This window comes from Euzebya pacifica, from assembly GCF_003344865.1.
Lineage (GTDB): Bacteria > Actinomycetota > Nitriliruptoria > Euzebyales > Euzebyaceae > Euzebya > Euzebya pacifica.
Genome location: NZ_CP031165.1, coordinates 3,854,803 through 3,875,204, shown reverse-complemented (window position 1 = coordinate 3,875,204; position 20,402 = coordinate 3,854,803). Strand labels below are relative to the sequence as shown.

Here is a 20,402-nt window from a genome sequence, read left to right as displayed (position 1 = left end):
GGACATCTACCGATCGGGGGCTGTCCACACCTCCCCATGTGGCAGGAATCTCGGTCGGTAGGCTGGCTCGCATGCTCGCCGTCCTGGTCGAGATCGACCTCCACATTCCCGCCGCGCGAAGCCTGAAGGACAAGCGTGGCGTGATCCGGCGCCTGCAGTCGCGTCTTCGTGACGACCTGCGGGTCTCCGTGGCGGAGATCGGCCATCAGGATCTCTGGCAGCGCTGCACCCTCGGTGTGGCCATCGCCTGCGGCAACGAGACCGTGGGCCGCGGTGTCGTCCAGGACGTCGAGCGCATCATCGCCAGGGCCGTCGAAGTGGAGCTCCTCGACATCCACGTGGATGTCGTGGCCACCGAGGAACACGGCTTCAGCGGCTCGTTCGACCCTGTGGGAGACCCCTCATGAGCAATCCAGAGAAGGCCAGACGGCTCGGCGAGCGGGTGAAGGAGATCGTGGGACAGCTGATCCCCAAGCTGAAGGACCCCCGCATCGGCTTCGTCACGGTCACCGACGTCCGGATGTCGCGCGACAACGACCGGGCAACCATCTACTACACGGTGCTGCCCGACACGCCGGAGGAACGGCAACGTGCCCAGCAGGGCCTCGACTCCGCAACCGGCCTGCTCAGGCGGGACCTCGGCAGCGTCCTGACGGTCCGCCACACCCCCGAGCTCGTGTTCGCCATCGACGAGGTCGCCGACCAGGGCCGCAAGATCGAGCAGATCCTGGCCGACCTGGACACCGATGACCGCTGAGGTTCCCGTGGACCTCGAGCTGGCCGTCCGGGCTGCTGCCGACGTGCTGCGCGACGCCCGAACGGTCGTGGTGGTCGGGCACATCGATCCCGACGGCGACGCCCTCGGGTCGTTGCTGGCCACGTCGGCCGCCCTCGACGCCATCGGCATCGACGTGCACCCGTCCTGGGGTGGGCGCGACGTCGGGACGCCGCCGGCCCCGCTGGACCCGGCGCTGTCGTTCCTGCCCCTCCGGGGTCGCGTCCGCGCACCCGAGGACCTGCCGCCGAGCTGCGATGTGCTGGTCTGCTGCGACACCGCCGCTGCCAGCCGCCTGGGCACCCTCCAGCCGCTGGTCGACGCCGCTGGCACGGTTGTGGTCATCGACCACCACGCCGTCGGTGACGGGTTCGGTGACATCCGGATCGTCGACGACACCGCCAGCTGCACCGGTGTCCTGGTCCTTCGCCTGATCGATGCGCTGGGGGTGGAGCTGACCCCTGCGATGGCGGACGCGCTGTACCTGGCGCTGCTGACCGACACCGGGAGGTTCTCCTTCGCGTCCACAGGGCCGGCGGACCATCGCGTGGCGGCACGCCTGCTGGAGGCGGGGGCCGACCACGTCGGCGTCACCCGTGCGGTGTACGAATCTGCGTCGGCCGGCTACCTGGGCCTCGTGGCCCGGACCACCGGGCGGGCGACGGTCAGCCCCGAGCTGGTCTGGTCGTGGACCACCCGCGAGGACCTCGTCGACAGCGGTGCCGAGCCTCACGAGACCGACGGCCTGATCGAGCTGCTGCGCCGGGTCGACACCGTCGACGTCGCGCTGCTGATGCGCGAGACCGAGGGTGGCCGCTGGCGCTCCTCCCTCCGCTCACGCGGCGGCACCGACGTGGCTGCCGTCGCCCAGCGGCTCGGTGGCGGCGGGCACCACCTCGCGGCCGGATTCACCGCCGACGGCGACCCGGCCGACATCGCCGACCGTGTGCGCGCCGAGCTGCGCACCCACGCTGGAGCAGGATCCCGATGACGGCCACCCCACCGGACACGAGCACGTCCTCGACCGCCGACCGGGGGCCGCTGGCACCCGACGTCGAGGGCGTCCTCGTCGTCGACAAGCCGCTGGGCGTGACCAGCCACGACGTCGTCGCCAAGGTGCGTCGCATCGTCGGTTCCAAGCCCGGGCGGCGGGGCAAGCGGAAGGGACCCAAGGTCGGCCACGCCGGCACCCTGGACCCCGACGCCTCGGGCGTGCTGGTGGTCTGCATCGGTCGGGCCACCAAGCTCGTGCCGTACCTGCAGGCCTCGCAGAAGACCTACGACGCCCGCATGCGGCTGGGTCGGACCACCGACACCCTCGACAACGAGGGCGTGGAGACCAGCCGCACCGACGCCTCCCACATCACCGAGGAGATGGTCTGCGAGGCGTTGCACGCCTTCGTCGGCGACATCGAGCAGATCCCCCCCATGGTCTCGGCGGTCAAGGTCGATGGCGAGCGGCTGTACGAGAAGGCCCGTCGGGGTGAGGAGGTCGAGCGCAAGCCCCGACCCGTCACCATCCACGACATCGTCATGGCCGACTTCGACCCGGGCGACCAGCCCAGCACGTCGTTCCTGGTCACCTGCACGGCTGGCACCTACGTGCGCACCCTGGCCGCCGACGTCGGTGAACGGCTGGGCGTCGGCGCCCACCTGACCGGCCTCCGCCGGCTGGGGTCGGGCCGGTTCTCCATCGAGGACGCCACCTCGCTGGAGACGCTGCAGGTCATGGCGGAGGAGGGCACGTTCGGCGAGGCCGTGATGTCCATGGCCGACGCGATGGCGGACTACCCGGCGGTTGCGCTGGACGCCGAGCAGGCCGCGCTGGTCAGCAACGGGCGCGGCATCCCCGCCACGGGACACGACGGCCCCGTGTCCATCCTCGACCCCGCCGGCCAGCTGATCGCCGTGATGCGCGATCAGGGTCGGCTCGCACGCCCGGAGGTGGTGTTCAATTGACCGCCGTGCTCGACCGGCCCGGGCACGCCGTACCTCGACTGGCAGGACCCTCCCGCTGATGGACGCAACGATCGCAATCGGACTCGACGACGTCGAGGCGGCGCCGTCCGTGGTGGCCATCGGCTTCTTCGACGGTGTCCACCGGGGCCACCAGTCCCTGATCGCCCGCACGCTGAAGATCGCCTCGGAACGTGACGCCCGCGCGGTGGTGGTCACCTTCGACCGCCACCCCATGGAGGTCGTCAACCCCGGAGCCCGTCCGCCGCTGCTGATGACGCTCGAGCAGCGCCTTGCCGCGCTCGCCGCGCAGGACGTGGACCTGGTCGTCGCGTTGCCGTTCGACGACTCGCTGCGCCACCTCTCCCCGATGGACTTCGTCGACCACGTGCTGGCAGGCCCGCTGCAGGCCACCCACGTCGTGGTCGGTGCCAACTTCCGCTTCGGGCACAAGGCGGCCGGCGACGTCACGACCCTGGCCGACCTCGGCCCGGCGTTCGACTTCACCTCCGAGGCGGTCACGCTGCTGGAGATGGACGAAGCCGTGGTGTCCTCCACCGAGATCAGGGGCGCCATCGAACGGGGTGACGTCGCACAGGCCGGACGTTGGCTGGGCCGCCCCTACGTCCTCGAGGGCATCGTGGTCCGCGGTGACCAGCGCGGCCGAGAGCTGGGTTTTCCGACCGCCAACATGCAGGTCGACCCGCGAGCGGCCGTGCCGTCCAACGGGGTCTACGCGGGCCGGTTCGGGTTGCCGGACGGGACCTGGCAGCCCTGCGCCATCAGCGTGGGCACCAACCCCACGTTCAGCGGCGTCACCAACCTGCGGGTCGAGGCCTTCCTGCTGGACTTCGACGGCGACCTGTACGGCCTCGAGGCCGGGGTGCAGTTCACCCACCGGCTGCGCGACGAGGTCAAGTTCGACAGCGTCGACGCGCTGATCGAGCAGATGCACGCCGACGTGGCCCGCACCCGCGAGCTGCTCGCCGACTGATCCCACCGGCAGGGCCGGTCCGATGTCTCAGGACGGGTCGGCGGCCTTGTCCGGATCGGTCTCGCGCACCGCCACCGGCCGGACACCGCGCACTGACCTCGCCAGCGCGTGTGCGCCGGCTGGCGTCGTCACGACCAGCACCGCTGCGGACAGCACCAGCAGGCCCGAACCGGCCGGGTCGGCAAGGACGATGGCAGCCCCCACGAGGACCGCACCGATCCCCATCGTGGCGGCCTTGCCGGCGACCAGCAGGCGCGACAGCGTCGACCCCATCCGATGGATGCCGATCGCTGCGAGCAGCATCCACAGGGCCCCGATGACCATGACGGCCCAGCCGATTCCCTCGATCACGAGCCGTCTCCGCGCAGGTAGGCCGCCACCGTGACGGTGGACAGGAACCCGAGGAGTCCCACGACGAGGGGCAGCTCGAGGTGTTCGCCCGACTGCCGACCGGCAGCGTCGACGGCGACCAGCGCCACGACGACCAGCAGGAGCATGTCCAGGCCGATCACGCGGTCGGCCACGCTGCCACGGCGCAGCACGCGAAGGATGGTCAGCAAGGCGGCGAGGGCCAGCATCCCGATGACGATGGTGCTCATGTCAACGCCTCCTCGGGCGTGTCGTCGAACTCTTCCTCCACGGGCTCCGACCCGGGCGCGAGCGGGCTGACCCGTCCGTCGTCCACCCCGAAGGCTTCCTGGATCCGCCGTTCGATGCGGTGGACCGAGGCGGCGGTGCCCTCCACGGTGCCGTCGAGCACGTGCAGGCGGAGCACCGTCGGCTTGCCCGGGCGGCGTTCCAGGCCCACGGCGATCGTCCCCGGGGTCAGGGTGACCGCCAACGCGATCGCGGCGTCGAGCCCCGCGCCGACGGTTCGCAGCGACACCCGCAGGCGCCGTTCCACCGACCGCTCGGGGCCGCGGAAGACCGCACGGGCCATGGCGATGTTGGCCAGTCCGACCTCGATGACGAGGGTCCAGAGCAGGCGGAGGATCCGCACGGGCCGCACGGGCACCGGGTGGGCTGCGCCGCCGCGGAGCAGGAGCACCGACAGCAGGATGCCGGTGAGGACGGTCCCGGGGGTGATCGATCCCCACAGCACGACCCAGAAGGCGACGAGGACGCTGACCTGCGCGACGATCCCGAGGGCCGACGTCCCGGCGGTCCGGTGTTCGGGGTCCATCATTGTCCGCCCTCCGTCAGTCCGATCGGGTCGACGAGCTGGTCCGCCGCGCGCGTGGACAGCTCCAGCACCGGGCCGGCCGCGAGGGACACGACCAGCGTGCCGACGACGAGGACGCCGGTGCCGGCCACGGCCCGCGGCGAGAACCTGGTCGTCGTGGTGGCTGGCTGCGCGGCGACCTCGGATGCGGGGTCCGGCTGGTCACCCCAGAAGGCTCCCGCCCAGACCTTGGCCATGGACAGGATCGTCAGCAGCGACACCACGGTGCCGACTGCGACCAGCAGCACGGCGTCGGCGTCCAGCCCGGCGCGGAGGACCGCGACCTTGGCGGTGAACCCCGACAGGGGCGGGATGCCCGCAAGGCTGAGGGCAGGCACCGCGAACGCCGCGGCCAGCAGGGGAGTGGACGTCATCAGCCCGCCGGTCCGTTCCAGCCGGCCGCTGCCGAGTCGCTGCTCGACGGTGCCGGCGACGAGGAACAACGCGGACTTCACGAGGATGTGGTGCACGACGTAGAAGACGGTGGCGGCCAGGCCAGCCGCGGTCGACAGGGCCAGCCCGAAGAGCATGTAGCCGATCTGGCTGGTGATGTGGAAGCCGAGGATCCGGCGGATGTCGGTCTGGGCCAGCGCACCGACGACACCGGCGAACATGGTCGTGCCGGCCAGCACCGGCAGGAGCCAGCCGAGCCCGTCGGGGACGAGCCCCAGCAGCGACTCGCCGCGGACCATCGCGTAGACGCCGAGCTTGGTCAGCAGGCCGGCGAGGAGGGCCGCCACGGGGACCGACGCACGGGCGTAGGCGTCGGGCAGCCAGCCGAGGAAGGGGAAGGCGGCGGCCTTGGTGGCGAACACCGTCAGCAGCAGCAGCCCGATGGCATCGCCGGACGCGCCGAGGGTCGGCCACACCTCCGCAAGCAGCGTCAGGTTGACCGTGCCGGCGGTGGCGTAGGTGGCGGCCACGGCGACCAGGAACAGCGTGCTGACCACGACGTTGGCGATCACGTAGGGACGTGCCGCTCGCAGGGTGTGACCGGTGGCTGGGCCCATCAGCAGCACGTAGCTGGCGACGAGCGACACCTCGAATCCGACGAACAGGGTGAACAGGTCGCCGGTGAGCAGGCTCAGCGCCACGCCGGCGGCCAGGACCAGGTGGGCCGTGTGGTAGTGCGGCCACTGTTCCTCGACCTCCGAGGCGAGCACCGCGTGCACGTGGGTGGCCAGGACCACCAGCGCCGAGACGACGAGGATGAGGCAGGCGAGCAGGTCGGCGACCAGGGTGATGCCGACCGGCAGTCCCCATCCGCCGACGTCGACGACCTGCGGACCGTCACTGGCCACGACCGCCAGCAGCGCGCCGCTGGCGACGGTCATGCCGACGGAACCGAGCAACCCCACGGTGCGGGATGCACGCAGGCGCCGGCCAGCCAGCAGCGCGGCGCCGGCCAGCAGCAGCGGCCAGAGGATCGGAAGGGCAACGAGGGTCACGAGGGCTCCTCCGGACCGGCGGGGTCCTCCGGGGCCGATCCCGGTCCGCCGGTGGGGGTGTCGAACATCTGGTGGGCGAGCGCGAGCACGAGCGTCACGACCGCGAAGGAGATGACGATGGCGGTCAGCGCGAACGCCTGGGGCAGGGGGTCGGCCACATCGGCGGCGACGATGCCGTCGGCGCCGATCAGCGGGGCGGACCCCGGCAGGCGCGGCGACAGCAGCACGAGCACGGCGCCGTGCCCGAGCAGCACCGTGCCGAGCGCGATCCGGAAGAGGTCACGATCCATGACCAACCAGGCGCCGAGCCCGACGGTGGCCGCGATGGCCAGCAGGAGCGGAAGCGTCATCGCGCAACCTCGCGGACGCGGTCGAGGACGGCGGCGGCGAATCCCACGACGACGAGGAAGACCCCGATGTCGAAGGCGAGCACGGTCGTCAGCTTGAGCTTGCCGAGCCAGCCCAGGGGGATCGTGATCCCGCTGGCGGTCAGCAGGGGCGCGTTGGTCAGGGCAGGCCACAACGCGACCGCGGCGACCAGCAGCAGCCCCACGGCGACGAGGGACTCGCTGGGCGGCAGCATGCGTCGCAGGGCACGCCGCGGGTCGGTCTCGTGGGCGATCGCGTCGACAGCGAGCGCACCCGCGACGACCAGTGCCGCGACGAAGCCACCACCGGGCTCGTCGTGCCCGACGAGCAGGAGGTGCAGGGCGAGCAGCAGGACGAGCGGGATGACAGTGTCGATGGCCCAGCGCAGGACCGGATCGTCGGAACCCATCTCAGCGCACCTCCAGGGGGCGGTCGGGGGTCTGGATGCGGTCTGGCGTGAGCAGGCGCAGGACGCCGAGTGCGGCAACGCCCACCACGGTGATCTCACCGAGGGTGTCCAGCGCGCGCACGTCGGTCAGGATGACGTTGACGATGTTGCGACCGCCACCGTCGGGGATGGCCCGGTCGGCCACGCGGGCACCGACGTCGCTGATCCGCTGGGTGCTGCTGACGGCCAGCGCCAGCGCAGCCGCACCGAGGCCGGCCGCGACGGCAACGGCCCCCCGCACGGTCAGGGCCACGGGACGGGTGGCATCCCGTCGGCTCGGGGTGGCCGGGGCCCGGCGCAGCGCCAGGAGGAAGGCCAGCACGATGACGGTCTCGACGAGGGCCTGGGTGAGCGCCAGGTCGGGTGCACCGATGCGGACGAACCAGCCGACCATGGCGAATCCGACGACGCCGACCGACAGCACGGAGGAGAACCGCTGCGGGGTCACCACGGCCACACCCGCGCCGGCCAGGACGGCCAGCATGGCCGCCCAGACGACCGGGTCGCCGCCGAGGTCGACGGTCGGCAGCGCACCGGTGTCGCCGAGGGTCGGGAGGAGGGTGGCCAGCCCGGCGGCCAGCAGCAGGATGCCGACGGTGCGGTCGCTCGCGGTGGGACGCAGGACCAGCTCGAGGCCACGGCCGAGCCGACCGGGAAGGTCGAGCAGCATGCCCACGACGTCCACCGGTGGGGTCGTTCCGGGGGCGACATCCGGGGCACGCAGCCGTCCGACGGCCGTGGCGAGGGCCACACCGGCGGCCAACGAGAGGACCGACAGGCCGAGGGCCGGGACGAGCCCGGGCCACAGCACCAGGTGTGCCTCGCCGGCCTTGGCCGAGACCGACGTCGCAGCGGCGTTGGCGACCGCGTCGCCGAGGGGCCAGATCGTCCCGAGCACGGTGACCAGCCCGACCAGCCCGACAGGACCGGCGACCATGGCCCGCGGGACCCGATCGATGGAGACCTTGGTGACGGGGCGGCCCCACAGCATCGTCGTGACACGCCAGGCGTAGGCGGCGCTCAGCACGGAGCCGGCGACCAGCACCCAGGCACGGACGGGGTCGCCCGACAGCAGCCCGGCCAGGGCAGCCTCCTTGGCCACGAAGCCGTAGGTCGGGGCCATCCCGGCGAGCGACGCCACGGCGATCGTCACGGTGACGCCGACCACGGGCCAGCGCCGCCCGAGGCCGACGAGGTCGTCCAGCCGACGGGTCCCGGTGGCGGCGTCGATGGTGCCGACCGACAGGAACAGCGCGGACTTGGCGAGCGCATGGGCGACGACCAGCGCCGCGCCGCCGAGGAGGGCCTTGGGCACGGGGGCGCTGACGACCAGGACCAGCATGCCGAGCTGGCTGATGGTCGACCAGGCGAACAGGGCCTTGAGGTCCTCGGCGCGGAGGGCGCGCCAGCCGCCGAGCAGCAGGCTGACCGCCGACACGACGACGATCGCGGTGTCCCACAGGGCCACACCCGCGAGCAGCGGCGATATCCGCAGGGCCAGGTACACGCCGGCCTTGACCATGGTGGCGGAGTGCAGGAACGCGCTGACGGGTGCCGGGGCGGCCATCGCCCCGGGCAGCCACCGGTGCAGCGGCCACTGGGCGGACTTCGTCGCGACGGCAAGGAGGACCAACGCGGCGACGACGACGCCCTCGGTGCCCTGGATGCCCGCGGCGAGGACGCCGGAGAGGGTGCGCTCGCCGGTGGACTGCACGAGCACGAGGATCGCCACCAGCAGGGCCAACCCGCCTGCGCCCGTGACGAACAGGGCTCGCCGTGCCGCCTCCCGTGCATAGGCGGCCGTGTGGGTGGTGCCGATCAGCAGGAAGGAGACAACGCTGGTGATCTCCCAGGCGAGGTACAGCAGGAGCAGGTCGTCGGCAGTCACCAGGACGGCCATGGCCGCGGCGAACACCACCAGCAGACCCTGCACACGACGGCGATGCTCCGCGGCGACGGACCGTCGGGCGTGGGCGAGCACCGGGATGCCCGCGACGACGATGAGCCCCAGCATCACCCCCGCGAGGCCGTCGACGGCCAGGTCGAGGCCGATGGTCATGGCGTTCGCACGTCTCCCGGGATCTCGATGTCGTGGTCGACCGCATCGAAGGTGGTGGGGGAGAACAGGTCCTCGCGGGTCACCGCACGCGGCGGTTCGCTGCCGAGGACCATCCAGATCTCCCCGGCCAGGATCGGCCGGGGCAGCTTGTTGATCGGCACGTCGGGTGCCACGGCGCTCGCTCGGGCGGACATGGCGACGACGTCGACCTCACCATCGGTGGCCAACGCGGCCTGCATGACCGGTTCCGTGGCGACCAGGCGCCATCCGTCGTCGGCGAGCACCAGCGCGGTGGTCGCCTCGACCGGGGCCAGGCGTCGGAGCAGCTCCCCTGCGGTTGCCCGCACGGGCAACAGCGGAAGGTCACGGGCGCTCCAGCCGACGGGGACGTTGCCGACGCTGGCCAGCTCGCCCAGGCACAGGTGGCGGCTGAGCAGCACGAAGGTCCCGACGAGGGCCAGCAGCAGCACCACGAAGGCGGCGGACGCGCCTGCGTGCATCAGCACCAGGCAGGGCGGAACCAGCAGTGCGCAGGCCAGCGCGCCCCAGCCGGCTCGGCTGGCGCGGACCCTTGCAGTGGTCGAAGAGGGGGTGATCCGTCGCACGTCACGATGGTCGCGGGACCCACCTGATCCGGTCTACCCTCGTGCCGGTAAGTTCCCCTACCTGCCGTCGGGGCCGGGGGGTGGATCGACCAGGCCCAGGCGAAGACCAAGGGCCACGGCCTCCAGGCGTGACCCCGCACTCAGGCGACCCATCAGGTTGCGAACGTGGGTCTGCACGGTCGAGGGGGAGAGGACCAGCTCGGCGGCGATGGCCTCGTTGCCCATGCCGTGGACGAGCAGCTGCAGGATCTCCAGCTCCCTCGGCGTCAGCCGCTCGGCCATCAGCCGCCCTTCCCACCGTTGTTCGCGGTCCCTGGCCAGGGCCTGGAGCCGACGAGCGGTGTCCTCCACCGACAGCACGGTCTCACCGCTCGACACCCGGCGGATCACCTCGAGCAGGTCCGGCATCGGGGTGGACTTGTGCAGCACGGCAGACGCGCCCGCCTCGATGGCGCGCCCGAGCTCGCGGTCGTCGGTCAGGCCGGTCAGGACCACACACGCCGGGGCGTCCGCGGTGGCGCGCACCCGGGCGATCACGTCGATGCCGTCGCCCCCGGGCAGGTCGAGGTCGACCACCACCACGTCAGCGGGTGGCAGGGCATCGATCAGCGGGTCGTCACCCTCGGCGATCTCCGCCGCCACGACCAGGTCCTCCTGCATGCTGATGACGGCAGCCAGCGCCTGCCGCAGGCTCGTGTGGTCCTCCACGAGGACGATGCGCAGGGTCACTGGACGACCAGCTCGATGCGGACGCGTGCGCCCGGCTCGTCGGGATCCTCGAACGTGATCGACCCGTCGTGGGCCGTCATGATGCGACGGGACAGGTACAGCCCGAGGCCCGTGCCCTCGCTCGTCGTCGCATCGGCACCACGGACCCACGGCTGGAACAGCTGCTCGGGGTCGATGCCGGCCAGCCCCGGGCCCGCATCGGCAACGACGATGACATACCGCCGGTCGTCGCGACGTCCGCTGATCTGCAGCGAGGATCCCGCCGGCGCGTGCCGAGCCGCGTTGGCGACCACGTTGCGCAGGACCTGCCCCAGCCGGACCGGATCGGCCAGCACCCTCGCGGGCGACGCGTCAACGGTGGCGTGCAGGGCCTCGGGCATGCTACGGGCGAACGACGCTGCCTCGTCGAGGAGGGGCACGATGGCCACAGGGCGTTGCTGCACGCTGAACTCCTCGTCGTCGATGCGGCGCAGCTCCTCCATGCGACGGACCAGGACCGCCAGACGAGCCGCTTCGTCCCGGACGGCAACGACAGGATCGCGCAACGCCGACGGGGCCATCGCGTCCAGCACGTGGGCCTGGGCGTTGATGGCGGCAACGGGTGAGGTCAGCTCGTGGGTGATGACCGACACGAAGGCCGCTTCTCGTTCGCGAGCGGCACGGACCTCCTTGAGCACGCGGGCGCTCGACCGCAGGTCCTCGCGGAGCAGCCCCACGGCGCGGTCGCGCTGCTGCAGGAGGTTGCGTACCTGCAGCCCCACGCCGACGAGCAGCAGCCCGGACAGCCCGACGCTCAGCACGTCGGTGGAGGTGACCACGGGCCCCAGCGCCGCGGGAAACAGCGCGTCGTGCACCTGGGCGAAGGCGGCGACGACAAGGGCCAGGGAGAACCAGCGGTCCAGCGGGTCACCGGTCGTGGCCGCGTGGTCGCTGGCGGCCAGGGCCCCCCACGCGAACAGGCCGGCGGGCACGATCTCCAGCAGGTAGTGGAGGGGTTGGGGGGTGACCGACCCGTCGCTGGCGACCTGCAGGGGCACGAACGGGTCGGACAGGCTGATGGCGACCTCAACGACGAGGACCGACACGACGGCCACCAGGACGGCGGGTGCGACCCTGCCGGGCCGTGCACGCAGGGCCGCCGCGGTGAGGAGGAGGCCGGCGATGTAGCGGCCGACGAGCCACGGGTAGTAGCTGCCGATCAGGTCCGGGGGGTGGTCCAGCAGGGACGGCACGATGCCGAACGCCGTCGTGGCCAGGCACTGCACCACCAGCGCCGCGACGAACGCGTCACGGCCCGTCGGCAGGCCGGATCGTTCCAGCAACGCCATGAGGATCGCAGCCCCGGCCATCACCGAGACCATGACGACCTCCAGCGCAAGCCGGACCGATGCGCTCGTCACGGCGACGCGCAGGTCGGGGACGATCACCGTGAGCAGCAGGTGGACGGTCAACGCCGCAGAGAGCCACAGCAGCGGTCGATAGGTCTCGCGTCGCAGGATCACGCCGTCACCCGGGCACGTTGACGGTGACAACCCGAACGGGGATCACGCCAGCACCCAGCGGGGCGATGGCGTTGAACACGGCTGCAGACAGGTCGAACCGGCGGCCCGCCCATTCCGCGGGCCCCCAGTCGGTGACGGTCGCCTCCACGGTCAGGCCGGTGGGACCCGTGATGCGCACGACGGTGCCACAGCGCAGCTCGCGCGTGGCAAGGGTCGGTCCGTTCTGGTCGTAGATCCCCCCACACGCGGTCGTCAGGCCATGGAAGCCGGGGCCGTACCAGCTGGCGAGCCCCGTCAGCTCGGTGCCGGCCGGGAGGGCTGGCAGGTTGCGCGGGTTGATGCGCAGCCGGCCCGGGGTGTGGGGCGGCAGCACGTACCGGGTGGTCACGTCGACGGTGGGTGTCGACGTCGGGCTGGGCGACGGTGTCGGGCTCGCCGTCGCCGAGGGGGCCGGCGTCGGTGTCGCTGTCGGGCTCGGGGTTGCGGGCGGCTCGCCGAGCCACACCTCGACCGTGCCGCTGGGCGGGGGAGGATCGTTCGGACCGGGGAACTGACGGGTGATCGGCTGGGACCGGTCGAGGGGGACCAGCCGCATGGCCAGCCCGGCCTCGGCCAGGGCCATGTCGGCCTGGACGGCGGACAGCCCGATCACGTCGGGCGTGCGCAGCGCCACGACCTCGCCGTCGTCGGTGTAGCGCGACAGCACCTCGGCTCGCGTTCGTGCACCCGCGTCGTCGACGACGGCTGCGGTGGGAACGGCTCCGGTCGACGCACAGGCGGTCACGGTCAGGGCCAGGACGGCCATCACGAAGGCTGCGCGCATCGTCGCCACGGTAGAGCAGAACTCCCGCGAACCCCACGCGGAAACACCCGCCAAGCCCACGCGGAGACACCCGCTTGGCTCGTCCCCCGTTCGAACGAGTCATGCGGGTGGTTCCCGCGGCTGGTTCGCACCAGTCGCCCTCCGGGCCGGACAAAACCGGCCGTACGAAGGAGGAGTGGCACGGGGGCGGTGTCGAAATACGCACGGAGCGAAGTTTTCTTTACCCTTCGGGGTGCTCCGGGCCACGCTGTGTGCCTCGATCACCACGATCAAGCGGAAGTCACGTCATGTCCGAGGTCAGACAGCGCAACCATGCCGATGATGGCGACCTGCTCCACAGGTGCGCGCGTGGCGACGACATCGCCTGGGTGGACCTGCTGGAGCGCTACGAACGCTTGGTCTTCTCGGTCCCGCTGAACTACGGGTTGTCGCGCGACGAGGCGGCCGACATCGCCCAGTCCGTCTTCACCGAGCTGCTGCGGAACATCGACTCGGTCCGGGACCCGAGCGCGCTCGGCAGCTGGCTGGCCACGGTCGCCCGGCGGACGACGTGGCGCACGATCTCGCGCCGCACCCCGGACAGGCTGAGCGTCGACACCGTCGACCCCGACCCCGACGTCGATCCGTGGCACGACTGGATGGACACCTGGACGGACCGCACCTGGGTCGTCGAGGCGGTCCTCGCCCTCGCCTCACCCTGCCGGGACCTCCTCGTGTCCCTGTACCTGGATCCCGACCAGCCGACCTACGAGGAGGTCGCCACGCGCATGGGACGTCCCCTCGGCTCCATCGGCCCCACGCGTGGTCGCTGCCTCGACAAACTCCGGATGGCCATGATCGACCTGGACGAACACGCATGAACCCCGAACCCTCCACGTCGCGAATCATGGACTTCCTCGAGGGCCGCCTCACCCCGGCCCGCGCCGAGGAGATCCGTCAGGCCCTCGTGCGCGAATCCGAAGAGGTTCGCGAGCGACTGCGATGGCTGCAGTCCTTCCAGGAGCAGGCCCGCACGGCCCGCATCGAGTCGCCCCCGGCCGCGCTGCGGGAACAGCTGCTCGCGGAGTTCCGGCGCCACCACCGCGTGCACCTGGGGGAGCTGCTGTTCGACAGCCGCCGGGACGCAGTGGACGTGCGCGCAGTCGGACTCGCGGACCGCTGGTCGTGCATCCACACCAGCGACGTTGCGGACACGGCCATCGACTTCGCGCGTGCTGGTGACCGTGTCACCGTCAGCGGGCAGGTCCTGACCACCGAGGGGGATCCGGTGGAGCTCGTCGAGCTTCGAGCCGACGGCGAGCTGGTGGTCCAGGCCGACCTCGACCCGTTCGGCCAGTTCTCCTTCGGGGTCGTCGATCCCGGCGGCTATCAGGTGCTGGTCTTCCTGGCCGGCGCGACGATGCGCGTCGACCTGGTGGTCGATCCGTGATCGCGACACTCCGCCAGCTCATCGCCACCGACCCGCAGTCGGCCGCTCGTCAGGCCATGGCAGCCCTCGAGACCGCCCGTGCGGCTGACGACGACGGTGAGATCGGCCACCTGGCCTACGTCGCGGCACAGGCCAGGTCCCAGGAGGGCAGGAACGCCGAGGCGCTGGCGCTCATCGGCGAGGCCGAACGAGCGTTCCTGCGAGGGGACGACCGGTTGATGGCCACCCGCGTGCAGCTGGGCCGGATGCACGTGCTCAACGAGCTCGGACGGCACAGCGATGCCCTGGAGCTCGGCGGCACGGTCGAGCGTCGGCTCGCGGCGCAGGGCCTCGACGACGGGCATCGCTGGCTGCTGCCCACCGTCGTGAAGAACCTCGGAGTCACGCTGGGACTGCTCGGCCGACACCAGGACGCCCTTGATGCCTACGACCGGGCGCTGGCCGGCTACCGCTCCCTCGGCATGGACGACGAGGCGCCGCCGCTGCTCCACAACGCCGGCTGCGAGCTCCTCGCGCTGGGACGGCCGGACGAGGCCTTGCGACGCTTCCGACGGGCGGCGGCCCGCTTCGCGGCGTGCGGCGAGGCGGTGGCGGCCACCCAGAGCCGGCGTGACGGGGCGACCGCGCACCTGCAGCTCGGCCGGTTCGAACGGGCGCTGCGGGTCCTGCGGACCGCCAGCCGACGGTTCGACGACCTCGGGATGGACGGGGAGGTCGCCCGGACGACACTGGACATCGGGCGAGCACTCCTGCTCCTCGGACAGCTGCAGGAGGCCGAGCAGGCACTTCGTGCCGCCGTCCGGGACTTCGATCGGCTGGCCCTCCCGCACGACCGAGCGGCCGCACTGCTGGGCCTCGGCAGGGTGCTCCTGCGTCGCCACCGCGACCAGGACGCCCTCGGTGTGCTCGTGATGGCTGCGGACCTTGCCGACGCCTGCGACGACCAGCCCCTCCACGCGCTGGCCATCCTCGAATCGGGGCTGGCTGCTGGCGCCGATCCTTCCCTTGCCGTCGGCGAGGCCCTGGCGGTGCTGGGCGCCGGTAGCTGGCCCGTCCAGACGGCGCACGTCCACCTCCACGGCGTGGGACCGGCCCTGGACGCCGGTCGGCTCGAGGATGCACGCAGGCATCTGGCGGGCGCGGAGGCGGCGGTGTCGAGTGCCCCTCGACCGGACCTGCAACGACGGGTCGCCCACGCGCGGGGGCTGGTCCGCCTCGCCGAGGGACAGCCAGCTGCGGCGGTCCTGGCCATCGACGAAGCCGTCACCGACCTGCGGACCGACAGCCTCGGGTTGACCGACCACCTGGCCCGGCTTCGGTTCCTCGACGACAGCGCGGACGCGATGAACGACCTCGTGGTTGCGCTGCTTGCCGCTGACCGGACCCAGGACGCGGCCGAGGCCCTGTCGCATCGCAAGGCCTGGGTCCTGGAACGTCAGCTCCGCAGCAGCACCGTGGTGGGCGAACCCGCCGGCGCGGGTGCCCAGACGACCAGCACCCCGCGGGCGGCCGTGGTCGTCTCGTGGCAGGCACACCGGGGCCAGCTGCGTGCCTTCGTGCACCACGGGACGCGGACAACGGTCCACGAGCTGGGACCCATGGCACGAATCGAGGTCGTGGTCGGCCAGCTCGAGGCGCAGTGGGTTCGCCTGCGTGGCGGTGGCCCCGTCGTGGCGCGGTTCGCCGATCGCCTCGCCGACACCGCCGATCACCTGCTGTCCCTCCTCAGGGCGTGGATCGTCGATCCGCTGGACCTCCCGGTCGGCGTCCCACTGGTCCTGTCGCCGGACGGGTCCACCAGCCACGTGCCCTTCGCCGCGCTGGGCGGACGAGCGAGGCCGCTGGTCGCCGACCACCGCATCTCCGTCACGCCGGCGACCGGCCTGACCCAGCACTGGGACGACCGACTGGGGCTGGACGACGCGCCCCTGATGCTGGCGCCGACCCCGGACGCCCTGCCCGGGGCGGTGGACGAGGTGCAGCACCTCGCGGACCGGATACCCGGGGCAGAGGTCCTGATCGGCCCCGCGGCGACCCTCGAGGCGCTCGCCCATGGCCTGCGACCGGGCCGCCATGTGCACCTTGCCTGCCACGGACGGTTCCGCACCGACGCGCCCTTCGCCTCCGACGTGCAGCTGGCCGACGGATGGACCTCGGCGAGCACCCTCGCCTCACTGCCCTGGACCGACACCACTGTCGTCCTCAGCGCCTGCGCCGTCGGCCGTTCCGCCGCGCTCGGCGGTGAGCGGGCCGGCATGGCGAGGGCACTGCTGGGCGCGGGTGCGCGGGCGGTCGTCGTCGCCAAGTGGGACGTGCCCGACGACCTGACCGGCCCCCTCCTGGCCGACGCCTACGACGCCGCGATCTCGGGATCCCCCGTGTCCGCGGCACTCCAACGAGCACAACGAGCCGCAGCGGCAACCGGAGCCCATCCGGTCGGCTGGGCGGCGTTCGAGGTGATGCACCGATGAAACTCGTGAAGCTGCTTTCCGCCGGCCTGTCCACGATCCTGCTGGTTCCCCTGCTGGCCACCGGTGCCAGCGCCGGCGAGCCCGGTGACATCGTCGCCCGCCTCGGGTCGGGGGTGGACCCCGCCGCCATCGCGGCGGCGAGCGACACGACCGTCGTCGAGCCGGTCCTCGCGTCCCGCAACGTCTGGCGGTTCAGGTCCGACCACGACGCGCACAAGGCCGCCGACAAGATCAAGAAGCAGGAGGGGGTGGCCTACGCCGAGGAGGACATCACCGGCTCGATTCCCGAGGCCGGCGGACGCATGAGCGGGTGGAACGACGGAGAGGCCCGCGCGGTGCCGAGCACCGAGGATGACTTCCGCACCCAGCCGGCCGTCGGACTGCTCGACCTCGCCGCGGCGCACGAACAGACCCACGGCGCTGGCGTTCGCGTTGCGGTCCTGGACACCGGCGTCGACCCGAGCGCCGTCCCGTTCGTCACCCTGGACGGAGGGTGGGACCTCGTCGACGACGACCCGGACCCCAACGAGGTCGCCAACGGCGTCGACGACGACGGTGACGGCACGGTCGACGAGGCCCACGGGCACGGCACCCACATCACCGCCATCGTCGACCTCGCGGCCCCCGATGTCACCGTCATGCCCTTCCGGGTGCTCGACGCCGAGGGCATGGGCAGCAGCTTCCTCGCCGCAGAGGCGATCTGGATGGCGCTGGAGCAGGGTGCTGACGTCATCAACATCAGCTTCGGCGCGGGGGAGAAGTCGAAGGTCCTCGAGCAGGCGGTCAAGGACGCGGAGGACCAGCAGGTCGTCATCGTCGCCGCGGCCGGCAACACCGGTACCGACGAGAAGCACTACCCGGCGGAGTTCGACGAGGTCATCGCGACCGCCGCGCTGGCGACGGACGGAACCGTCCTGGCCGGGTTCTCCAGCCGTGGGGGCTGGGTGGACATCTCCGCCCCGGGCGAACACATCATCGCCCCCGTCCCGGGTGGCGGATGGGCCAGCTGGAGCGGGACATCGATGGCCGCGCCCTTCATCAGCGGCCAGGCGGCGCTGCTGCTGGCGCTCGCCCCCGACATGGAGGCCGAGGACGTCTGGAAGGCACTCGAGGAGGATGCGCTGAAGGTGGAGGACGGCGGCGAGGGGCTGGTGCAGCTCGTCGCGTCGATCGGCTGGGTCCACGAGCACTACCTCGAGGGTTGATCGTCGGGTTCCCGGCTCGCTCGTTAGCGGTTGGTTAGCGGGGGTTCCTAGCCTCACCACATCTGGATGGTCGTGGTGAGGAGTCCGTGGTGAAGCGTTGGATGCTGTTGGTCGTCGTGGCGTGTGTGCTGGCGCTGGTGGGGGTCGTCCCGGTGGTGGCGGGGGAGGAGGGGCCGTTTCCTGCGGACACGATCGCGGTGGGGCTGGGGGAGTCCTCGATGCCGAACGTGGATGTGACGGTGGAGCTGTCGCGGGTGACGTTTCCCGACGAGGGCGCGCAGCGGGTGCTGATCGGGCGGGAGGACGTGTTCGCGGACTCGTTGGCGTCGGGGGTGCTGCAGGACGAGGGGCCGTTGTTGTTGGTGCCCACCGACGGGCCGGTGCCGGCGCAGACGACGGCGGAGATCCGGCGTCTCGGGGCAACGGAGGCGGTGGTGCTGGGCGGTGAGTCGGCGGTGTCTGCGGCGGTGGTCGACGAGCTGGCTGGTGAGGGCTTGTCGGTGTCGCGGTTGTCGGGACCGACGCGGATCGAGACGGCGATCGAGGTGGCGCGTGAGCGGCCGTCGGCGACGACGGCGATCCTGGCGCGTGCGGGTGGGGTGGAGGGCAACCCGTCCAGCGGATTCGCTGACACGTTGGCTGCTGGTGGGTGGGCTGCGGCGGAGGGGTGGCCGGTGTTGTTGACCCAGACCGATCAGCTGACGACCTCGACGCGTGACTACCTGGCGGGGTCGGGGATCACGTCGGTCAACATCGTTGGTGGGACCGCGGCGGTCGGGCAGGCGGTGGAGGACGCGTTGGTTGCCATGGGGATGTCGGTGACGCGGGTGTCGGGGGCGGATCGTGCGGCGACGGCGTTGGCGATCGCTGATGCGCGTGGCCTGGGGGCGGTGGCTGATGTGGAGCGGATCATCCTGGTGGATGGGTTCTCGGAGGATGCGTGGGCGGCCGGGTTCGGTGCGGCGGCGCAGGCCGAGGGTGGGGCGGTGGATCCTGATTCGGGTGCGCGTGAGGGGGCGCCGGCGCCGGTGGTGCTGGGCAACGTCGACTCGTTGCCGCCGGCCACGGTGGACTACCTGGCACCCGGTCCGGTGGCCATGTCGTGTGCGGTCACGTCGCAGGTGTGCGACGCCGGCCGCGTCGAGATCGGCTTCACGCCAGCAGTTCGCATGCCCGTTCCGCCCGGAACGATCCTCTACACCGTGGCCAACGAGGAGGCATCGATGCTGTGGGGGGCACAGTTCGACGGCAGCGGGGGCGGGCTCGCCTATCCCTGTATCGACCAGTACTGCACGGACGTGGACTTCCACGCCGCCGGTGAACGTGCCGTGATGCTCGCCCAACGTCCGGGGCTCGACGACGACGGCGTGTACCAGCTGCTGGGCGAGACGTTGCAGCTGACCAACGGCACCGACCCGCGGCCCTATGGCGACGACAGCGCCGGCATCGATGCCGGCGACAACGTCAACGGCGGCAGCTACGTCAGCTTCAACGACGGCTTCCTGTTGCAGGATGCCATCGGTGGTGCTGCCCAGAGCGGGGCCGGGCCGGGCGGATCGGTGCAGGCGTCCCACCAGGCCCGCAACCACCACCCACTCCAGGCCGAGGCGGATGTCCACCCGGGCATCTCGGGGACCCTGTACCTCACGGGAGGACAGGAGCTGGTCATGGACCTCTCGAGGGTTGCTGCCGGAGACAACCCCGGTCCGCAGGTCCAGCGCCGTGCGGGTGCGCAGGTCATCGGGGCGGCGTGGGACCCCAGCCAGTCCGGAGACATCGCCATCGTCGACACGATCGCCAACATCGGCGTGCTGCGCATCGCCCCGTGGCCCGATGGAGATGTCGTGGAGGTCGACGGCCTCGACGTCAACAGCACACCCGTGTGGACGCCCGACGGTTCCACCGTCCTCGTCCTGGCCGACACCGACGACGGCGTGTCCCTCGTGGGCGTGGACGCCGCCAGCGGTGACACGACCGTGCTCGTGGACGACGCCGGCGACGGCGCGGCAGGCGGTCGAATCGCAACCGACGGATCCGGCACCCTGGTGGCCTGGCATGCCGGAAGCGAGGTACGGGTCGTCAACACGGGCGACGGATCCGTGGCGAGCCTGCCCCTGCCGTCCGGATTCGACCTCGTGGGTGGACCGACCGTCCGCCCGTAGGACGGTGGTCAGCGACGGGCTTCTCGCTATACTCCGTCGCTAGTCACCATTCGGTGGCGATCATCTCGTGCCCGTTCGGTGTTTCTCACCGGCACGGCGGGTGATCCCAGGAGGGCCAGGACGGCGTCGGCTCCGACGCTCGGCCAGGTACCCCGGACTGCGATGAGCGCAGCCCACCCGGCGGGACACGACCACGACGAGGAGC

At 71.8% G+C, this 20,402-nt stretch carries 21 protein-coding genes; 10 read left to right on the top strand and 11 right to left on the bottom strand.

The window, feature by feature from the left end; genetic code table 11:
• Nucleotides 1-71: 71 nt before the first annotated feature.
• From DVS28_RS16630 to DVS28_RS16610, 5 genes are read left to right on the top strand one after another with little or no spacing between them, the layout of a single operon-like run.
• Nucleotides 72-407 (top strand): DUF503 domain-containing protein, encoded by a 336-nt coding sequence (locus DVS28_RS16630; protein WP_164710657.1) that lies wholly within the window; start codon nucleotides 72-74, stop codon nucleotides 405-407.
• Nucleotides 404-757 carry a 30S ribosome-binding factor RbfA gene (rbfA, locus tag DVS28_RS16625; protein WP_114592457.1) on the top strand — a complete coding sequence of 118 codons (354 nt, stop codon included), beginning with the start codon at nucleotides 404-406 and terminating at the stop codon, nucleotides 755-757. The genes DVS28_RS16630 and rbfA overlap by 4 nt, the downstream gene beginning before the upstream one ends.
• Nucleotides 747-1,766, top strand: coding sequence for a DHH family phosphoesterase (locus DVS28_RS16620; RefSeq protein ID WP_114592456.1), 1,020 nt, complete (start codon nucleotides 747-749; stop codon nucleotides 1,764-1,766). Before rbfA ends, DVS28_RS16620 begins: the two co-directional genes overlap by 11 nt.
• Nucleotides 1,763-2,734, top strand: coding sequence for a tRNA pseudouridine(55) synthase TruB (truB, locus tag DVS28_RS16615; RefSeq protein ID WP_114592455.1), 972 nt, complete (start codon nucleotides 1,763-1,765; stop codon nucleotides 2,732-2,734). The genes DVS28_RS16620 and truB overlap by 4 nt, the downstream gene beginning before the upstream one ends.
• 58 nt (nucleotides 2,735-2,792) lie before the next feature.
• Nucleotides 2,793-3,725: a bifunctional riboflavin kinase/FAD synthetase gene (locus tag DVS28_RS16610; protein ID WP_114592454.1), complete on the top strand. Its 933-nt coding sequence runs from the start codon at nucleotides 2,793-2,795 to the stop codon at nucleotides 3,723-3,725.
• Between the two features lie 27 nt (nucleotides 3,726-3,752).
• Here the strand turns inward: DVS28_RS16610 and DVS28_RS16605 are convergent, their stop codons facing one another.
• From DVS28_RS16605 to DVS28_RS16555, 11 genes are read right to left on the bottom strand one after another with little or no spacing between them, the layout of a single operon-like run.
• Nucleotides 3,753-4,076: a cation:proton antiporter gene (locus DVS28_RS16605; protein WP_114592453.1), complete on the bottom strand. Its 324-nt coding sequence runs from the start codon at nucleotides 4,074-4,076 to the stop codon at nucleotides 3,753-3,755.
• A complete protein-coding gene (locus DVS28_RS16600; protein WP_114592452.1) occupies nucleotides 4,073-4,324 on the bottom strand; it encodes an MrpF/PhaF family protein in 252 nt (83 codons plus the stop codon). The genes DVS28_RS16605 and DVS28_RS16600 overlap by 4 nt, the downstream gene beginning before the upstream one ends.
• On the bottom strand, nucleotides 4,321-4,908 hold the full coding sequence (locus DVS28_RS16595; RefSeq protein WP_164710656.1) for a Na+/H+ antiporter subunit E: 588 nt from the start codon (nucleotides 4,906-4,908) through the stop codon (nucleotides 4,321-4,323). The genes DVS28_RS16600 and DVS28_RS16595 overlap by 4 nt, the downstream gene beginning before the upstream one ends.
• The gene (locus DVS28_RS16590) at nucleotides 4,908-6,395 is read right to left on the bottom strand and encodes a proton-conducting transporter transmembrane domain-containing protein (RefSeq protein ID WP_216826092.1); all 1,488 of its coding nucleotides are present in this window, start codon (nucleotides 6,393-6,395) and stop codon (nucleotides 4,908-4,910) included. The genes DVS28_RS16595 and DVS28_RS16590 overlap by 1 nt, the downstream gene beginning before the upstream one ends.
• Entirely contained in the window at nucleotides 6,392-6,745 is a 354-nt protein-coding gene (locus DVS28_RS16585) for a sodium:proton antiporter (RefSeq protein ID WP_114592449.1), read from the bottom strand. The genes DVS28_RS16590 and DVS28_RS16585 overlap by 4 nt, the downstream gene beginning before the upstream one ends.
• Entirely contained in the window at nucleotides 6,742-7,173 is a 432-nt protein-coding gene (locus tag DVS28_RS16580) for an MnhB domain-containing protein (RefSeq protein WP_114592448.1), read from the bottom strand. Before DVS28_RS16580 ends, DVS28_RS16585 begins: the two co-directional genes overlap by 4 nt.
• Before the next feature lies 1 nt (nucleotide 7,174).
• On the bottom strand, nucleotides 7,175-9,271 hold the full coding sequence (gene mbhE, locus DVS28_RS16575; RefSeq protein ID WP_114592447.1) for a hydrogen gas-evolving membrane-bound hydrogenase subunit E: 2,097 nt from the start codon (nucleotides 9,269-9,271) through the stop codon (nucleotides 7,175-7,177).
• A complete protein-coding gene (locus DVS28_RS16570; protein WP_164710655.1) occupies nucleotides 9,268-9,876 on the bottom strand; it encodes a hypothetical protein in 609 nt (202 codons plus the stop codon). The genes mbhE and DVS28_RS16570 overlap by 4 nt, the downstream gene beginning before the upstream one ends.
• 57 nt (nucleotides 9,877-9,933) lie before the next feature.
• On the bottom strand, nucleotides 9,934-10,605 hold the full coding sequence (locus tag DVS28_RS16565) for a LuxR C-terminal-related transcriptional regulator (RefSeq protein ID WP_114592445.1): 672 nt from the start codon (nucleotides 10,603-10,605) through the stop codon (nucleotides 9,934-9,936).
• Nucleotides 10,602-12,107, bottom strand: coding sequence for a sensor histidine kinase (locus tag DVS28_RS16560; protein WP_114592444.1), 1,506 nt, complete (start codon nucleotides 12,105-12,107; stop codon nucleotides 10,602-10,604). The genes DVS28_RS16565 and DVS28_RS16560 overlap by 4 nt, the downstream gene beginning before the upstream one ends.
• 4 nt (nucleotides 12,108-12,111) lie before the next feature.
• Complete coding sequence (locus tag DVS28_RS16555; protein WP_164710654.1) at nucleotides 12,112-12,930, bottom strand: septal ring lytic transglycosylase RlpA family protein; 819 nt, start codon at nucleotides 12,928-12,930, stop codon at nucleotides 12,112-12,114.
• Nucleotides 12,931-13,217: 287 nt separating this feature from the next.
• On the opposite strand from DVS28_RS16555, the gene DVS28_RS16550 reads away from it, so the two are divergent.
• The 5 genes from DVS28_RS16550 (at nucleotide 13,218) to DVS28_RS16530 (ending at nucleotide 20,197) form a co-directional block, all read left to right on the top strand.
• Nucleotides 13,218-13,790, top strand: a complete 573-nt coding sequence (locus tag DVS28_RS16550) for an RNA polymerase sigma factor (protein ID WP_164710653.1) — start codon at nucleotides 13,218-13,220, stop codon at nucleotides 13,788-13,790.
• Nucleotides 13,787-14,359 (top strand): anti-sigma factor, encoded by a 573-nt coding sequence (locus tag DVS28_RS16545; RefSeq protein ID WP_114592441.1) that lies wholly within the window; start codon nucleotides 13,787-13,789, stop codon nucleotides 14,357-14,359. The genes DVS28_RS16550 and DVS28_RS16545 overlap by 4 nt, the downstream gene beginning before the upstream one ends.
• On the top strand, nucleotides 14,356-16,830 hold the full coding sequence (locus DVS28_RS16540) for a CHAT domain-containing protein (protein ID WP_114592440.1): 2,475 nt from the start codon (nucleotides 14,356-14,358) through the stop codon (nucleotides 16,828-16,830). Before DVS28_RS16545 ends, DVS28_RS16540 begins: the two co-directional genes overlap by 4 nt.
• Entirely contained in the window at nucleotides 16,827-18,035 is a 1,209-nt protein-coding gene (locus tag DVS28_RS16535; protein ID WP_114592439.1) for a S8 family serine peptidase, read from the top strand. The genes DVS28_RS16540 and DVS28_RS16535 overlap by 4 nt, the downstream gene beginning before the upstream one ends.
• A gap of 89 nt (nucleotides 18,036-18,124) precedes the next feature.
• The gene (locus tag DVS28_RS16530) at nucleotides 18,125-20,197 is read left to right on the top strand and encodes a cell wall-binding repeat-containing protein (RefSeq protein ID WP_164710652.1); all 2,073 of its coding nucleotides are present in this window, start codon (nucleotides 18,125-18,127) and stop codon (nucleotides 20,195-20,197) included.
• The last annotated feature ends 205 nt before the right edge of the window (nucleotides 20,198-20,402 follow it).

Excerpts from the sequence above, each read along its gene's own strand:
- DVS28_RS16535 (WP_114592439.1), top strand. The coding sequence starts at position 16,827 with ATGAAACTCGTGAAGCTGCTTTCCGCCGGCCTGTCCACGATCCTGCTG.
- DVS28_RS16555 (WP_164710654.1), bottom strand. The coding sequence starts at position 12,930 with ATGCGCGCAGCCTTCGTGATGGCCGTCCTGGCCCTGACCGTGACCGCC.
- DVS28_RS16545 (WP_114592441.1), top strand. The coding sequence starts at position 13,787 with ATGAACCCCGAACCCTCCACGTCGCGAATCATGGACTTCCTCGAGGGC.
- DVS28_RS16595 (WP_164710656.1), bottom strand. The coding sequence starts at position 4,908 with ATGGACCCCGAACACCGGACCGCCGGGACGTCGGCCCTCGGGATCGTC.
- DVS28_RS16610 (WP_114592454.1), top strand. The coding sequence starts at position 2,793 with ATGGACGCAACGATCGCAATCGGACTCGACGACGTCGAGGCGGCGCCG.
- rbfA (WP_114592457.1), top strand. The coding sequence starts at position 404 with ATGAGCAATCCAGAGAAGGCCAGACGGCTCGGCGAGCGGGTGAAGGAG.
- DVS28_RS16630 (WP_164710657.1), top strand. The coding sequence starts at position 72 with ATGCTCGCCGTCCTGGTCGAGATCGACCTCCACATTCCCGCCGCGCGA.
- DVS28_RS16585 (WP_114592449.1), bottom strand. The coding sequence starts at position 6,745 with ATGACGCTTCCGCTCCTGCTGGCCATCGCGGCCACCGTCGGGCTCGGC.
- DVS28_RS16550 (WP_164710653.1), top strand. The coding sequence starts at position 13,218 with ATGTCCGAGGTCAGACAGCGCAACCATGCCGATGATGGCGACCTGCTC.
- DVS28_RS16620 (WP_114592456.1), top strand. The coding sequence starts at position 747 with ATGACCGCTGAGGTTCCCGTGGACCTCGAGCTGGCCGTCCGGGCTGCT.
- mbhE (WP_114592447.1), bottom strand. The coding sequence starts at position 9,271 with ATGACCATCGGCCTCGACCTGGCCGTCGACGGCCTCGCGGGGGTGATG.
- DVS28_RS16580 (WP_114592448.1), bottom strand. The coding sequence starts at position 7,173 with ATGGGTTCCGACGATCCGGTCCTGCGCTGGGCCATCGACACTGTCATC.
- DVS28_RS16600 (WP_114592452.1), bottom strand. The coding sequence starts at position 4,324 with ATGAGCACCATCGTCATCGGGATGCTGGCCCTCGCCGCCTTGCTGACC.
- truB (WP_114592455.1), top strand. The coding sequence starts at position 1,763 with ATGACGGCCACCCCACCGGACACGAGCACGTCCTCGACCGCCGACCGG.